At 64.2% G+C, this 13237-nt stretch carries 14 protein-coding genes; 3 read left to right on the top strand and 11 right to left on the bottom strand.

The genetic code is table 11. The annotated features are described in order from the left end of the window. Positions 1-151: 151 nt before the first annotated feature. From B6V75_RS11000 to B6V75_RS10980, 5 genes are all read right to left on the bottom strand, one after another. Entirely contained in the window at positions 152-496 is a 345-nt protein-coding gene (locus tag B6V75_RS11000; protein WP_088719704.1) for a hypothetical protein, read from the bottom strand. A gap of 131 nt (positions 497-627) precedes the next feature. Continuing rightward, positions 628-1146 carry a transcription antitermination factor NusB gene (gene nusB / locus B6V75_RS10995; RefSeq protein WP_075774222.1) on the bottom strand — a complete coding sequence of 173 codons (519 nt, stop codon included), beginning with the start codon at positions 1144-1146 and terminating at the stop codon, positions 628-630. Beyond that, positions 1143-1688 (bottom strand): 6,7-dimethyl-8-ribityllumazine synthase, encoded by a 546-nt coding sequence (locus tag B6V75_RS10990; RefSeq protein ID WP_075774221.1) that lies wholly within the window; start codon positions 1686-1688, stop codon positions 1143-1145. The genes nusB and B6V75_RS10990 overlap by 4 nt, the downstream gene beginning before the upstream one ends. Before the next feature lie 3 nt (positions 1689-1691). Continuing rightward, positions 1692-2849, bottom strand: coding sequence for a 3,4-dihydroxy-2-butanone-4-phosphate synthase (ribB, locus tag B6V75_RS10985; protein ID WP_075774220.1), 1158 nt, complete (start codon positions 2847-2849; stop codon positions 1692-1694). Next, the gene (locus B6V75_RS10980) at positions 2846-3469 is read right to left on the bottom strand and encodes a riboflavin synthase (protein WP_075774219.1); all 624 of its coding nucleotides are present in this window, start codon (positions 3467-3469) and stop codon (positions 2846-2848) included. The genes ribB and B6V75_RS10980 overlap by 4 nt, the downstream gene beginning before the upstream one ends. Positions 3470-3677: 208 nt before the next feature. On the opposite strand from B6V75_RS10980, the gene B6V75_RS10975 reads away from it, so the two are divergent. The 3 genes from B6V75_RS10975 (at position 3678) to B6V75_RS10965 (ending at position 8186) form a co-directional block, all read left to right on the top strand. Then, positions 3678-4964: a capsular biosynthesis protein gene (locus B6V75_RS10975; protein ID WP_088719703.1), complete on the top strand. Its 1287-nt coding sequence runs from the start codon at positions 3678-3680 to the stop codon at positions 4962-4964. Positions 4965-5163: 199 nt separating this feature from the next. Then, on the top strand, positions 5164-6174 hold the full coding sequence (locus tag B6V75_RS10970) for a polysaccharide biosynthesis/export family protein (protein ID WP_088719702.1): 1011 nt from the start codon (positions 5164-5166) through the stop codon (positions 6172-6174). Beyond that, a complete protein-coding gene (locus B6V75_RS10965) occupies positions 6174-8186 on the top strand; it encodes a capsular polysaccharide biosynthesis protein (RefSeq protein WP_088719701.1) in 2013 nt (670 codons plus the stop codon). The genes B6V75_RS10970 and B6V75_RS10965 overlap by 1 nt, the downstream gene beginning before the upstream one ends. On the opposite strand, the gene ribD is transcribed toward B6V75_RS10965, so the two are convergent. The 6 genes from ribD to rpoD all read right to left on the bottom strand — a co-directional run bounded on the left by ribD (position 8156) and on the right by rpoD (position 13115). Continuing rightward, positions 8156-9259: a bifunctional diaminohydroxyphosphoribosylaminopyrimidine deaminase/5-amino-6-(5-phosphoribosylamino)uracil reductase RibD gene (gene ribD / locus B6V75_RS10960; RefSeq protein ID WP_088719700.1), complete on the bottom strand. Its 1104-nt coding sequence runs from the start codon at positions 9257-9259 to the stop codon at positions 8156-8158. The two genes, B6V75_RS10965 and ribD, sit on opposite strands and share 31 nt — an antisense overlap. Then, positions 9256-9726, bottom strand: a complete 471-nt coding sequence (nrdR, locus tag B6V75_RS10955; RefSeq protein WP_075774214.1) for a transcriptional regulator NrdR — start codon at positions 9724-9726, stop codon at positions 9256-9258. Before nrdR ends, ribD begins: the two co-directional genes overlap by 4 nt. 142 nt (positions 9727-9868) lie before the next feature. Beyond that, complete coding sequence (locus B6V75_RS10950; RefSeq protein WP_088719699.1) at positions 9869-10285, bottom strand: secondary thiamine-phosphate synthase enzyme YjbQ; 417 nt, start codon at positions 10283-10285, stop codon at positions 9869-9871. Then, the gene (locus B6V75_RS10945) at positions 10285-10602 is read right to left on the bottom strand and encodes a hypothetical protein (RefSeq protein WP_088719698.1); all 318 of its coding nucleotides are present in this window, start codon (positions 10600-10602) and stop codon (positions 10285-10287) included. The genes B6V75_RS10950 and B6V75_RS10945 overlap by 1 nt, the downstream gene beginning before the upstream one ends. A 79-nt stretch (positions 10603-10681) precedes the next feature. Next, a complete protein-coding gene (locus B6V75_RS10940; protein ID WP_088719697.1) occupies positions 10682-11050 on the bottom strand; it encodes a hypothetical protein in 369 nt (122 codons plus the stop codon). Between the two features lie 64 nt (positions 11051-11114). Then, positions 11115-13115 (bottom strand): RNA polymerase sigma factor RpoD, encoded by a 2001-nt coding sequence (gene rpoD / locus B6V75_RS10935; RefSeq protein WP_088719696.1) that lies wholly within the window; start codon positions 13113-13115, stop codon positions 11115-11117. Positions 13116-13237: the final 122 nt, after the last annotated feature.

Below are 13237 nucleotides of genomic sequence, written 5' to 3'. Positions count from 1 at the left end.
CCTCGGTATCTGGCGCCCACCTGACTTTTCAGGTCTCCGGGAACTCTCGTCTACACGTCTGCTGCGGTTTCCGTCACTTCGTTTCCCGCCAGATAGCAAAAAGCCCCGCCGGATCGGTCGGGGCTTTTGTCGTCTTGGGACGTGGACACGTTCAGCGACGCAGCTGCATCTGCCGGCGCGACTTGGGCGTATCGACGGGCACCGGGATCGCCAGTTGCTCGGCGGCCATATCGGTGGGGATACCGTCGCGCTTACCGCCGCCGGAACTGTCCTCATCCTCGGCCATGCGCATCACGGCGATCGCGAATTGCACACCGGAGAAGACGACCGTGTTGAAGACGATCAGCAGCGCCATCGCGATGTAACCGACATCCGAGGTGAAAATCAGGTGACGCAGATTGCCGACATTGAAGCCGAGAAGCAGGCCAACGAAGGCGAGCGCGATGAAGAAGCCGATGACGACGTTCTTGATGTAGAGCCGGACCAGTTCGGGCATGAAAAATCCTCCTGCTTACCTCACAATTTAGTGCATATTCCCAAGTTTCAAACGGGGAAACATGCCGTGACGGCGAGATCGGCGGGGGTTTGCCCGTGACATGGTGTCGCGAAGGGGCGGGGTGCGTTCGCTCAGAACGCGTCGGGCTGCAGCGCGCGCGCCATGTGATCGAGCACCGCGTTGACGAATTTCGGCTCTTTGCCCTCGGGGAAGAAGGCGCGCGCTACGTCGACAAACTCGGTGATGACGACGCGCGGCGGCGTCGCGGGGGTGATCAGCTCGGCCCCGGCGGCGCGGAACAGGGCGCGCAGCACCGGGTCGATCCGGTCGATCGGCCATTTCGCCACGAGCGCGCGATCGGTCGCCTGGTCAATCTTCGCCTGCCACGTCACCGCATCGTCGATCAGGCGACGGAACAGGTCGGGATTGCCCTCGGCCATCTCGGTACCGTCCTCGTCCACAGCGCCGAAGCGATAGGTCTCGAACTCCCGGCGCACCTTGTCCGCGCCCTGCCCAGCCGCTTCCATCTGAAAAAGCGCCTGAACCGCGTAAAGACGCGAGGCGGATTTCATCTGGCGCTTCTCCTCTTGAGTGAGCTTGCGCGGTTTCGGGGCGTCTTGGGGCGCGTCGGAGGAGGCGTCGTCGGTCATGCGTTATTCGATCCGTCAGTGTCGCCGGCGATACGGAAGGATTCGGCAGGCTTGAAGCCGATGCCCTTCGTCCGGCGCGCCCATTTGCGCGACAATGAGACAAGATGCAAGGCCGCAGCAGCCGCGCCGCCACCTTTGTTTTGATCGGCGGGATCGGCGCGCACGGCGGCCTGCTCGTAATTCTCGACCGTCAGGATACCGTTGCCGATGCAAATCCCCTCGAGCCCCATCAGCGTCAGCCCGCGCGAGCTGTCGTTGCAGACGGTCTCGTAATGGGTGGTCTCACCCCGGATTACGCAGCCAAGCGCGACGAAGCCGTCGTAATCGGCCATCCGCGCCGCCATCGCGATCGCGGTCGGAATTTCCAAGGCGCCGGGCACTTCGATCACGTCGACATGGGCGCCAGCTTCTTCGGCGGTGGCCTTCGCGCCCGCGATCAGGTTGTCCGCGATATCCTTGTAATAGGGCGCGACCACGATCAGCAGGCGCGGCGCGCTGTCGAATTTCGGCAGCTCGAGCGTGTAATGCGAAATTCCGGCCATGTCTTACTCCGTGATGGGTCGGGTGCCGACGATACGCAGGCCGTATGCGTCGATGCCTACATATTTCGTCTGCGGATTGTCGGTGAGAAGGATCAGGTCGTGAAGCCCCATGGAGGACAGGATCTGCGAGCCCAGACCGATCTGCTTGATCGTGCGCGGCCCCTGATCCTCTTCGCGCAGGAGGCGGTTCGACGGGTCGCGGAAGAGGCAGACCAGTCCGCGACCTTCGGCAGCCACGATCTCCATCGCGCGGCGCACCTCGTCGGCAGGACCGGGACCGATGCCCAGCACATCATCGAGGATGTTGAGCGAATGGGTGCGCACCAGAACCGGCTCGGGCGTCGAGATGTCGCCCTTCACCAGAACGATGTGGTCGACGCCTTCCGCCATATCCGTGAAGACGCGCATCTCCCAGTCGCCGCCATGGCTGGAACTTACCATCTGGCGCACGCCCTCGCGCACGAGATTGTCGTGACGGCGACGATAGGCGATCAGGTCACTGATCGTGCCGATCTTCAGTCCGTGCTTCTTGCCGAAGGCGATCAGCCCTGGCAGGCGCAGCATGTGGCCGTCATCGCCCATGATCTCGCAGATCACGCCAGCGGGCTTGAGCCCGGCCAGACGGGCCACGTCCACGGCAGCCTCGGTATGGCCAGCGCGCACCAGCACACCACCGTCGCGCGCGCGCAGCGGGAAGATGTGGCCGGGCGAGGCGATATCCTGCGGCCCCTTGCTCGGATCGATCGCTACCTTGATCGTCTGCGCCCGGTCATGGGCGGAAATCCCGGTGGTGATGTTCTCGCGCGCCTCGATCGAAACGGTGAAGGCGGTCTCATGGCGCATCGAATTGGCACGCACCATCGGCGCAAGGCCCAGTTGGTCGACGCGCTCTGCAGTGAGCGGCAGGCAGATCAGCCCGCGCCCATATGTCGCCATGAAGTTCACCGCTTCGGGGGTGCACTTCTCGGCGGGGATATACAGGTCGCCCTCGTTCTCGCGATCCTCGTGATCGACGAGGATCACCATGCGCCCGGCCTTTGCCTCGGCGATGATCTCTTCGGCAGGCGAGATAGCGTGGCGCAGGCTTTCCTCGACCTCGCCGGGCACGTCATGGGTGCCGGACTTGTCGACCGGGGTGAGGGGCTTTCCGTCGGAGGTCATGCGTTCCACTCCTGCAGCCGCGCGACGTAACGCGCGAGCGTGTCGATCTCGAGATTGATCCGGTCGCCTGCCTTGGCGTGGCCCCAGTTGGTGACCTGTTTGGTGTGCGGGATGATGTTCACGCCGAACGTCGCGCCGTCGACCTCGTTCACGGTGAGCGAGGTACCGTTCAGCGCAACCGAGCCTTTCGGCGCGATGTATTTCGCGAGGGCGTCAGGCGCGCGGAAGGTAAACCGCGTACTGTCGCCCTCATCCACCATCGCCACGATCTCGGCCACGCCATCGACATGGCCCGAGACGATATGACCGCCCAGCTCGTCGCCTACTTTCAGCGCGCGTTCGAGATTGATCTTCTGCCCGACCTGCCAGCCGCCGCTGGCGTCATTGCCGCGACCGCCGATATTGGTCTTGGCCTGGCTCTCGGCGGAGATCTCCACGTCGAACCAGTTTTTCGGCTCGGTGCCGGTGGCGATCACGGTCAGACAGCAGCCGTCGCAAGCGATCGACGCGCCCAGTTCGATGCTGCCCACGTCATAGCTTGTGCCGATCCGCGCGCGCAGATCGCCGCGCTGCTCCAGCTCGAGAATTTCTCCGATATCGGTCACGATCCCGGTGAACATGGCATATCCCCTCAGATTTCGGACCTTAGCTAGCCCGCAGGGCGCGCCTTCGCAAGAGATGAGCGCCCCGCCGTCCCGTCACGCTATGCGCAGCCCCGCACAGCGCCTGCCCTAAAATTGTCCAATATTTAAGGGATTACCCCACAAACTCCGTGACTTCGCGCGGATCCTGCGCAATCAGGGAGGCAGGCCAAGGACACATGACTGGATGAACCGCTTCGAAAATCGCCACTTCCTGATGCTGCAGGGGCCCCATGGTCCCTTCTTTCATCAGCTTGGCGCGATGCTGCGGCAGGCGGGGGCGACGGTTTGGCGCGTGGGGTTTAATCGCGGGGACGAAGTTTTCTGGTTCGACAGCGCCTCCTATCTGCGCTTCGACGCCCCGCCGGAGGAGTGGGTCGGTTACCTGCGCGCCCTGATCGCCGAGAAAGGCATCACCGATCTCGTGCTCTATGGCGACACCCGCCCGATCCATGCGCAGGCCGTCGAGGTCGCGAAGGCTATGGGCCTGTGCGTGCATGTCTTCGAAGAGGGCTACGTCCGCCCCTACTGGGTCACTTACGAGCGCGGCGGCTCGAACGGGCATTCCCGGCTGATGGAGATGTCGGTGGCGCAGATGCGCACCGCCCTCGCACAGTCCGAAATCGAGTTTCCCGACGCGCCACCCCGCTGGGGCGATATGCGCCACCACGTGTTCTACGGCGCGCTCTACCATTTCTTCGTGATGCTGCGCCCCGGCCCCTATCGCCGTTTCCGCCCGCATCGCGACATCACCGTGTTTCAGGAATTCCGGCTCTGGCTGCGCCGCCTGCTGCTGATGCCGCTTCATATGCTGGAGCGCAGACGCGCGACGCGGCGCATCCGGAATGGCGGCTTCCCCTATCATCTCGTACTGCTGCAGCTCGAACACGATTCCAGCTTCCGGATGCATTCGCCCTTCGCGAGCCAGACCGAGTTCATCGATCTGGTGATGGAGAATTTCGCGAAAGGCGCGCCGCCCCACCATCATCTCGTCTTCAAGGCCCATCCGCTCGAAGACGGGCGCGCGCCGATCCGCGACACGATCCGCAAGGCGGCCCGCGCGCATGGGCTGGCGTCGCGCGTGCATTTCGTGCGCGGCGGCAAGCTGGCGGGGCTGCTGGCGCAAGCGCGCTCTGCGGTCACGGTCAATTCCACCGCGGCGCAACAGGCGCTGTGGCGTGGGCTGCCGCTGAAATCGCTGGGCCGCGCGATCTTCGACAAGCCGGAATTCACTTCCGCCCAACCGCTCGAAGCCTTCTTCGCAAGCCCGGCCCGCCCCGACAGCCGCGCCTATCGCGACTACCGCCACTACCTGCTGGAAACGAGCCAGGTTCCGGGCGGGTTCTACTCCGCGAAAGGCCGCCGCGCCCTGCTGAGACAGGTGGTCGACATGATGCTGGCGGTCGAAGATCCCTATGATGCGCTGGTCGCGGGCAACGCGGCCCCACGGCAACAGTTGCAGGTGGTGCGATAATTTTTCTCGTTTTTTTCCCGGGGCTTCGGTAGCTTGATCACAAAATGATAAGCAGCATCCCGAACGAGGAGCTCGAGCAGTGACCATTACCCCTTCCCGCAGGGCCGTTTTGACGGGCCTTTCCGCCACTCTTTTGACTGCATCTTGTAGCCTTCCGCGCTCCGGCCCCAACAAGCGCGAACTCTTCGCAGGCTCCGTGATGCGCCAGGGCGACGCGTTCGTCGTCAAGGTGAACGATTTCGTCACCCGCGCAACCGCCGTGCAGCCGGCTCTCGGCTTCACCTCCGATTTCGTCAACGCGGGCCAGATCGGCTCCGACACAATCCGCCCGGGCGACACGCTTTCGCTGTCGATCTGGGAAAACGTCGATGACGGGCTTCTGGCCAGCAAAGGCGCCAACGCGACCCAGCTGCAGCAGGTGCAGGTCGACGGCGCGGGCTTCATCTTCGTGCCCTACGCGGGCCGCATCAAGGCCGCGGGCAACACGCCCGACGGGCTGCGTCGCATCATCACCACCAAGCTTGATGCGCAGACCCCGGACCCGCAGGTTCTGGTGTCCCGCGTGGCGGGTGACGGGGCGACCGTGTCGGTCATGGGCGCAATCAACGGTCAGGGCGTCTACCCGATCGAGCGGCCGACGCGCACGCTCTCGGCAATGATCGCGCGCGCCGGTGGTGTCGGCATCCCCGCCGAAGTCGCACGTGTCACCGTCAAACGGGGCAGCCGCTCGGAATCGGTCTGGCTGAAGGACCTCTACGAGAACCCGAAGATGGATATCGCGCTGCGCAATGGCGACGTGATTCTGGTCGAGAAAGACCAGCGCGCCTTCACCGCGCTCGGCGCGACAGGCACGCAATCGCGCGTCCCCTTCGAGACCCAGACCCTCTCGGCGCTCGAGGCGATCGCGACCGTGGGGGGGCTGCAGTCGAACCTCGCCGATCCGACCGGTGTCTTCGTCCTGCGCAACGAGCCTGCCGAGATCGCGGACAAGGTTCTGGGGCGCTCCGATCTGGTCGGTGATCAGCGCATGATCTACGTGCTCGACCTGACCCAGCCCAACGGCATGTTCATGGCGCGCGATTTCGCGATCCGCGACGGAGACACAGTCTACGTCACCGAGGCGCCCTTCGTGCAGTGGCAGAAGACGCTCTCGGCCCTTACCCAGCCGCTGGGAACGGTGAACACGCTCAACACGCTTGCCGGGAACTGATGCACCGCGACAGCGAACACGAGGCCGCCGGGACGATTCCCCGGCGGCTTTTTTTCTACAATGGCGGCGTGCTGCGACAGCCGCGCCTGCGCCAGATCTTGCGGGCGGCGGGCCACGCCCCGCGCCTTGGCATCCCCGGCCCCGAAGACGGCGTGATCGTCTGGGGCCGGTCGCCCTATGCGGCGCGCGGCGAGGCGGTGGCCGCAAAACGCGGTGTGCCGCTGATCCGGGTGGAGGATGCGTTCCTGCGCTCGATCCAGCCGGGCCGGACCGGCGCGCCGCCCTTGGGCCTGATCCTCGATCCGATGGGCGTGCACTTCGACAGCGCCCAGCCCTCGCGGCTCGAATATCTCCTTGCGACCGAGCCGCTCGACGATAGCGCCATCTTGCAGCGGGCCCGCGACGGGATCGCCCGGTTGAAGGCCTCAGACCTGTCGAAATATAACAATTTCGACCCGGACCTTCCCGTCCCCGATCCGGGCTACGTTCTGGTTATCGACCAGACGCGGAACGATGCTTCGATCGCCCATGGCGGGGCGACAGCGGCGACATTTCGGGAGATGCTGGCCTATGCTCGGATCGAAAACCCCGGCGCGCGCATCTTGATCAAGACCCACCCCGAAACCCGCGCCGGCCTTCGTCCGGGCCACTACAGCCCGGAGGATTGCGACGCGAATTCCGAGATTTACGACGCGCCCGTATCCCCTTGGCAGCTACTCGAGGGCGCCATCGCGGTCTATACCGTCTCGTCGCTGATGGGCTACGAGGCGATCCTCGCAGGCCACAAGCCCCGCGTCTTCGGGCAACCATTCTACGCAAGCTGGGGCCTCACGCAGGACGAAAACCCCGTGCCGCGCCGGTCGCGTAGCCTGACCCGCGCGCAAATCTTCGCAGTGTCGCATATCCTCGCGCCGATCTGGTTCGATCCTTGTCGCAAGCGCCAGTGCAGCTTTGAGGAAGCGGTGGATCAGCTTGAGGCCGAAACCCGGGCCTATCGCGAGGATCGGCGGGGCTATGTCGCGGGCGGCATGTCGATCTGGAAACGTCCGCATCTGCGCAAAATTTTCGGCCGCCACGGACCGCTGCGCTTTAGCGAGACGCCCGACCCTGCGCGTCCCTTCCTGTATTGGGCTTCGCGTGAGGCACCTGCCAACAGCACACCGATCCGTGTTGAAGACGGCTTCCTCCGCTCGCGGGGCCTCGGTGCAGAACTCGTGCCGCCGCTATCTTTGATCGCGGATCGGACCGGCATCTATTACGACCCGACCCGGTCCAGTGATCTGGAAGCGTTGATCGCCCGCGCCCTGCCCCCGGGCGGCGAGGCCCGCGCGCGCAAGCTCATCGACCGGATCACCGCGAACAAGCTGACGAAATACAATCTCGGCGGCGCGCTTCCCAATCTGCCAGAAGGCCACAAAATCTTGGTGCCGGGGCAAGTCGAAGACGACGCCTCGATCCGGCTCGGCGCGGGGGAGACTTGCACAAATGCGATGCTTCTCGAAAGAACTCGGGCCAAAAACGCCGAGGCAGTCATCCTTTTCAAACCTCATCCCGATGTCGCCGCCGGTCTGCGCCCCGGCGCGGTGCCCGACGATGTCGCCAAGACCTACGCCGACCTGATCCTGCCCGACGCCGACACCGCCGCGCTGATCGGAGCGGTGGACGAGGTCTGGACCATGACCTCCGGTCTCGGCTTCGAGGCGTTGCTGCGCGGCAAAGCCGTCACGACGCTCGGTGCGCCCTTCTATGCCGGGTGGGGGTTGACGCGCGATCTCGGGCCAGTGCCCGCGCGCAGAACGGCGCGCCCCGATCTGCTGCACCTCGCCCATGCCGCGCTGATCGCCTATCCGCGCTACCTCGACCCGGTGAGCGGCCTTCCCTGCCCGGTCGAGGTCGCTCTGGATCGCCTGAGCGAGGGCCGCGCCCTGCCCCGTGGACCGCTCAACCGGATCGGCGCGAAGCTGCAGGGGGTGTTCGCGTCCTACGCGTGGGTCTGGCGCCGCCAGCGATGAAGCAGGTCGTCGCCAATCGGGCGGCTCTCGACCAGCCGGTAGCGCGGTGCACAAGCCAGCTCACTCACCCCCATATCGCCAACCCCGGCGCGACCATCCGCGCCCAGCACCATGCCCGCCGTGAAGCCGATCAACTCGTCCACCAGCTCCGCATTGATCAAAGAGGCCGCGAACTTCCCACCGCCTTCGCAGAACACGCGGGTCAGGCCGAACCCGGCCAGAGCCTCCATCAGCGCCAGCGGATCGAGACCGCCGCCAACTGTCTCGGCCACTTCGATCAGTTCCGCCCCCGCATCGCGCCAGAAGGCTTTCGCCTCCTTGGGCGCCGCCCCTCCGTGGATCAGCCAGAGCGGCGCGGCGTCCAGTGACCCAGCAAGCCGGTTGCGCGGGAGATTGAGCCTTGCAGATGCCACGATCCGCAGCGGCTGGCGCAAGGGCGTGAAGCTGCGCACGTTCAGCAGCGGATCATCGGCCCGCGCGGTGCCGCCGCCCACCATGACCGCATCGAATTCTGCGCGCATGGCATGAACGAGCGCACGCGATTCTGGCCCGGTGATCCACTGGCTCTCACCTGTGAAGGTGGCGATACGTCCGTCGAAACTGCTGGCGAGCTTGAGCGCGAGCCACGGCCGGGCGCGCGTGACGCGTGACAGGAAGCCGGCTTGCAGCTCACGCGCCTCCGCCTCCATGAGCCCGGTCTCCACTGCGACTCCGGCGTCGCGCAACATCGTATGGCCGCCGCCCGAGACCCGCGGATCGGGGTCTTCCATCGCCGAGACGACCCGCGCCACGCCGGCCTCTGACAGAGCCAGCGCGCAGGGCGGCGTCTTTCCGTAATGGGCGCAAGGTTCCAGCGTGACATAGGCAGTCGCGCCGCGCGACGCCTCCCCCGCTTGCGCGAGCGCACGCACCTCCGCATGGGGCCGCCCGCCCGGTTGGGTCCAGCCGCGCCCTATGACGCGGCCATCCTTCACGATCACGCAGCCTACGGCCGGGTTCGGCCAGACATTGCCAAGGCCCCGGCGCGCGAGCGTCAGGGCCATGGACATGAACCGCCGGTCGTTCTGGGTCACTCCGGGTCGCCCGCCCCCGGCGGACGCAATTCGGAGACGAACTTGTCGAAATCGTCCGCTTCCTGGAAGTTCTTGTAAACGCTGGCGAACCGGACGTAGCCGACCGTGTCGATCCGCGCGAGCGTCTCCATCACGATTTCGCCGATCACCTTCGAGGAGATGTCGGTCTCGCCCATGCTTTCCAGACGCCGCACAATCCCGGAGATCATCTGGTCGATCCGCTCGGGTTCGACGGGGCGCTTCTGCATCGCGATCCGGATCGAGCGTTCGAGCTTGTCGCGGTCAAAATCCTCACGCTTGCCAGAGGTCTTGATCACCACGAGATCGCGCAGCTGAACGCGTTCGTAGGTGGTAAACCGACCGCCGCAGGCCGGGCAGAACCGACGTCGCCGGATCGCGACGTGATCTTCCGCCGGGCGGCTATCCTTCACCTGAGTATCGACATTTCCGCAAAATGGGCAGCGCATTCGCTTTCCCCCGTTCGTTGTCCCGCCTCACGATAGGGTCTGCATGCCCCCCTTATCCACAAGACCTTAGCCTAGCGTCGATCGTTTGGGTAGGAAAAATCTGCCGCCCCCAGATGTGGCGGCAGGCTGTGGCGAATGAGACTCAGCGCAGGAGCGCCATGACCTCGCGACGGTGCGCACGGCTTCGATGTTCGAAAAGGTAAATTCCCTGCCACGTACCGAGCGTCATACGCCCGGAAATGACGGGAATCTGCAAGCTTACGGGCAGAAGCACCGACTTGATATGCGCCGGCATATCGTCCGGGCCCTCATAGGTATGGGTGAGGTAGGACATGCTCGGGTCGGTCGAGGGCGGCACCAGCCGATGAAAGAATTCGGTCAGATCCGTGCGGACCTCCGGATCGGCATTCTCCTGGATCGCGAGGCTCGCCGAGGTGTGGCGGATGAACAGCGTGAGCAACGCCTCCTCCGCATCGGCCCGCGCGACCCAAGCCGCGACGTCGCGCGTGAACTCGTAAAGACCCGGGCCCGTCGTCGCGATCTCGAACCGATGATGCATCAGCTTTTCGGCGCCGGACGCGCCTCGGACCGATCGGTCGCGACGATCGCGAGGCATTCGGGATTGATTTTCATGATCTTGCGCTCCTTTGCCCAGACGGCGTCTGCCTCGGATGCACTGAGGCCGCGCTTGACCATGGACTTGGGCTGCGGCGTTCCATCCCCCACCCCGGACACCACCGAATAGGTGCCGCCACCCTCTTCCTGCACGTAGAGGAAACAGGTGCCCGCTTGATCCATGCGCGGCGCGCCCGGTTGCATCGTGCCGACCTGACACGCGGCGAGAACGAGAGGGGTAAGCAGAAGAAGGCGGCTCATGGGTGGCTCCGTCGACGTTTCATCAAGCCTAGCAATTGCTTGCGTGACGCGAAAGTGGCGATCACCCGACCCTGTCAGCTCAAGGCATGTACATCAAACCGTTCATGGTGCAGCCCAGCGGCGCGAGGTCGGCTTCGACTGCCGCCTTGTGCGTGTTGTATTCGACGTTATGAGCGTCGATCGCCGCTTGGCTCGGGGCGTGACCGGACTCGCGCTGCGCCTTGGTCTCGGTCTCGAGGCGCGCGGCCTCGGCCTGATGATCGCTGGCGAAAATCGCCTTGGCCTTTTCCCAATTCGCGTCGATTTCGTCTCGGCTATCCGCCTCGCAGGTAAAGAGATAGACCAGCTTCGCGGGCTTGTCCGGAATGTAGAATTGCGCGCGCTCGGCCGCATGAGCGGAACCGGCAGCCAGCAGCGCGGTCACGATAAACGTCATGAAGGTTTTCATACGCCCCTCCCCCGGATGACATGAAAACGCCCCCGAAATCGGGGGCGCTTCAAATTGGTTAGGCTTACTGGTCGAGGAACGAGCGCAGCTTGCGCGAGCGGCTCGGATGCTTGAGCTTGCGCAGTGCCTTTGCCTCGATCTGTCGGATACGTTCGCGAGTGACCGAGAACTGCTGGCCAACCTCTTCGAGCGTGTGGTCGGTGTTCATGCCGATGCCGAAGCGCATCCGCAGAACCCGCTCCTCGCGCGGGGTGAGCGAGGCCAGAACCCGCGTCGTCGTTTCCTTCAGGTTCTCCTGAATGGCACTGTCGAGCGGCAGAACAGCGTTCTTGTCCTCGATGAAATCGCCAAGCTGGCTGTCTTCCTCGTCGCCGATCGGCGTCTCGAGGGAGATCGGCTCCTTGGCGATCTTCATTACCTTGCGGACCTTCTCGAGCGGCATCTGCAGCTTGTCGGCCAGTTCCTCCGGCGTCGGCTCGCGGCCGATCTCGTGGAGCATCTGGCGACCGGTGCGGACCAGCTTGTTGATCGTCTCGATCATGTGGACCGGGATACGGATGGTGCGCGCCTGATCCGCGATCGAGCGGGTGATCGCCTGACGGATCCACCACGTCGCATAGGTCGAGAACTTGTAGCCGCGGCGGTATTCGAACTTGTCCACCGCCTTCATCAGGCCGATGTTACCTTCCTGGATCAGGTCGAGGAATTGCAGGCCGCGGTTGGTGTATTTCTTCGCGATCGAGATCACGAGACGAAGGTTCGCCTCGACCATCTCTTTCTTGGCCTGACGGGCTTCTTTCTCGCCCTTCTGGACCTGCTGCACGATACGGCGGAATTCGGAGATATCGACACCGACGTACTGACCGACCTGAGCCATCTCGGCGCGCAGCTCTTCGACCTTGTCGGCGGAGCGCTCGAACAGGGCCTGCCATGCGCGGCCCGACTTTGCCTGCATCCGCTCGGACCAGCTCGGGTCGAGCTCGTAGCCGCGATACTCTTCGATGAATTCGCGACGGTTGATGCGAGCCTGATCGGCGAGCTTCACCATTCCGCTGTCGATCGACATGATCTTGCGGTTGATACCGTAGAGCTGGTCGATCAGCGCTTCGATCCGGTTGTTGTGCAGGTGAAGCGAGTTCACCAGTTCGACGATCTCGGAGCGCAGTTTCTGATACGCAGCTTCCTCGGTGACCGAGAAGGAGCCATCCTCGTTCAGCGTCGCCGACATCCGCAGGTCCTGCATCTCGGCAAGCAGCGCGTAATCACCAGCGATCAGTTCGAGCGTCTCGAGAACGCGCGGCTTCAGCGCGGCTTCCATCGCGGCGAGCGACAGGTTCGCGCCTTCATCCTCGTCGTCATCGTCGGACTGGATCGGGTTGCCGTCGGCGTCGAGCTCGGGCTCCGACTTGCCGCTGTCGTCGTCCGATTTCGGCTCGCCCTCGACGGCGGGCCCTTCGATCTCTTCCTCTTCGCCTTCGACTCCTTCGAGCGAATTGCCGAAAGTGGTCTCGAGGTCGATCACGTCGCGCAGGAGAATTTCTTCGTTGAGAAGTTCATCGCGCCAGATCGTGATTGCCTGGAAGGTCAGCGGGCTTTCGCAAAGCCCCGCAATCATCGTGTTGCGGCCAGCCTCGATGCGCTTGGCGATGGCGATTTCGCCCTCGCGGGAGAGCAGCTCGACCGAGCCCATCTCGCGCAAATACATCCGTACCGGGTCATCGGTGCGATCGAGCGTTTCCGAGGTGGTGGTCGACACCGCGACTTCGCGCGAACCGGACCCGGTCGTCGCGACCTGGCCGCCCTGGCTGCTGCCCTCTTCCTCGTCGGCTTCTTCCGCCTCGATGACGTTGATGCCCATCTCCGAGAGCATCGACATCACATCCTCGATCTGGTCGCCGGAGACCTGATCTTGCGGCATCACCTTGTTGAGTTGGTCATAGGTGATGAACCCACGTTCCTTCGCCTCGGCGATCATCCGCTTCACGGCGGCCTGACTCATGTCGAAGGACGTCGCGTCGTCGCTCGGGGTGTCGGATTTATTGTCGTCGATGTCTTTGGCGGCCATGTGGGCTCCTCGGTCAGGGCTTGGTTGTGCTCAAGCTATGACGAAAGCGAATCATATCTCGTCTGTGTATCGAATCGCAGCGGCGAATCACAGGGGCGCGAGGGGCTGTGGACATAAAGTTG

Source organism: Thioclava sp. F1Mire-8 (genome assembly GCF_002213165.1).
Taxonomy (GTDB): Bacteria; Pseudomonadota; Alphaproteobacteria; order Rhodobacterales; family Rhodobacteraceae; genus Thioclava; species Thioclava nitratireducens.
Note: the sequence above shows the minus strand (reverse complement) of the source record. Positions and strands in the feature narration are given on the sequence as shown.

Bases quoted from the DNA above. Each gene is read 5' to 3' on its own strand.
- B6V75_RS10980 (WP_075774219.1), bottom strand. From the start codon at position 3,469: ATGTTCACCGGGATCGTGACCGATATCGGAGAAATTCTCGAGCTGGAG.
- B6V75_RS11000 (WP_088719704.1), bottom strand. From the start codon at position 496: ATGCCCGAACTGGTCCGGCTCTACATCAAGAACGTCGTCATCGGCTTC.
- B6V75_RS10965 (WP_088719701.1), top strand. From the start codon at position 6,174: ATGCACCGCGACAGCGAACACGAGGCCGCCGGGACGATTCCCCGGCGG.
- nusB (WP_075774222.1), bottom strand. From the start codon at position 1,146: ATGACCGACGACGCCTCCTCCGACGCGCCCCAAGACGCCCCGAAACCG.
- B6V75_RS10970 (WP_088719702.1), top strand. From the start codon at position 5,164: ATGCGCCAGGGCGACGCGTTCGTCGTCAAGGTGAACGATTTCGTCACC.
- nrdR (WP_075774214.1), bottom strand. From the start codon at position 9,726: ATGCGCTGCCCATTTTGCGGAAATGTCGATACTCAGGTGAAGGATAGC.
- B6V75_RS10940 (WP_088719697.1), bottom strand. From the start codon at position 11,050: ATGAAAACCTTCATGACGTTTATCGTGACCGCGCTGCTGGCTGCCGGT.
- B6V75_RS10945 (WP_088719698.1), bottom strand. From the start codon at position 10,602: ATGAGCCGCCTTCTTCTGCTTACCCCTCTCGTTCTCGCCGCGTGTCAG.
- B6V75_RS10990 (WP_075774221.1), bottom strand. From the start codon at position 1,688: ATGGCCGGAATTTCGCATTACACGCTCGAGCTGCCGAAATTCGACAGC.
- B6V75_RS10950 (WP_088719699.1), bottom strand. From the start codon at position 10,285: ATGCATCATCGGTTCGAGATCGCGACGACGGGCCCGGGTCTTTACGAG.
- B6V75_RS10975 (WP_088719703.1), top strand. From the start codon at position 3,678: ATGAACCGCTTCGAAAATCGCCACTTCCTGATGCTGCAGGGGCCCCAT.
- rpoD (WP_088719696.1), bottom strand. From the start codon at position 13,115: ATGGCCGCCAAAGACATCGACGACAATAAATCCGACACCCCGAGCGAC.
- ribB (WP_075774220.1), bottom strand. From the start codon at position 2,849: ATGACCTCCGACGGAAAGCCCCTCACCCCGGTCGACAAGTCCGGCACC.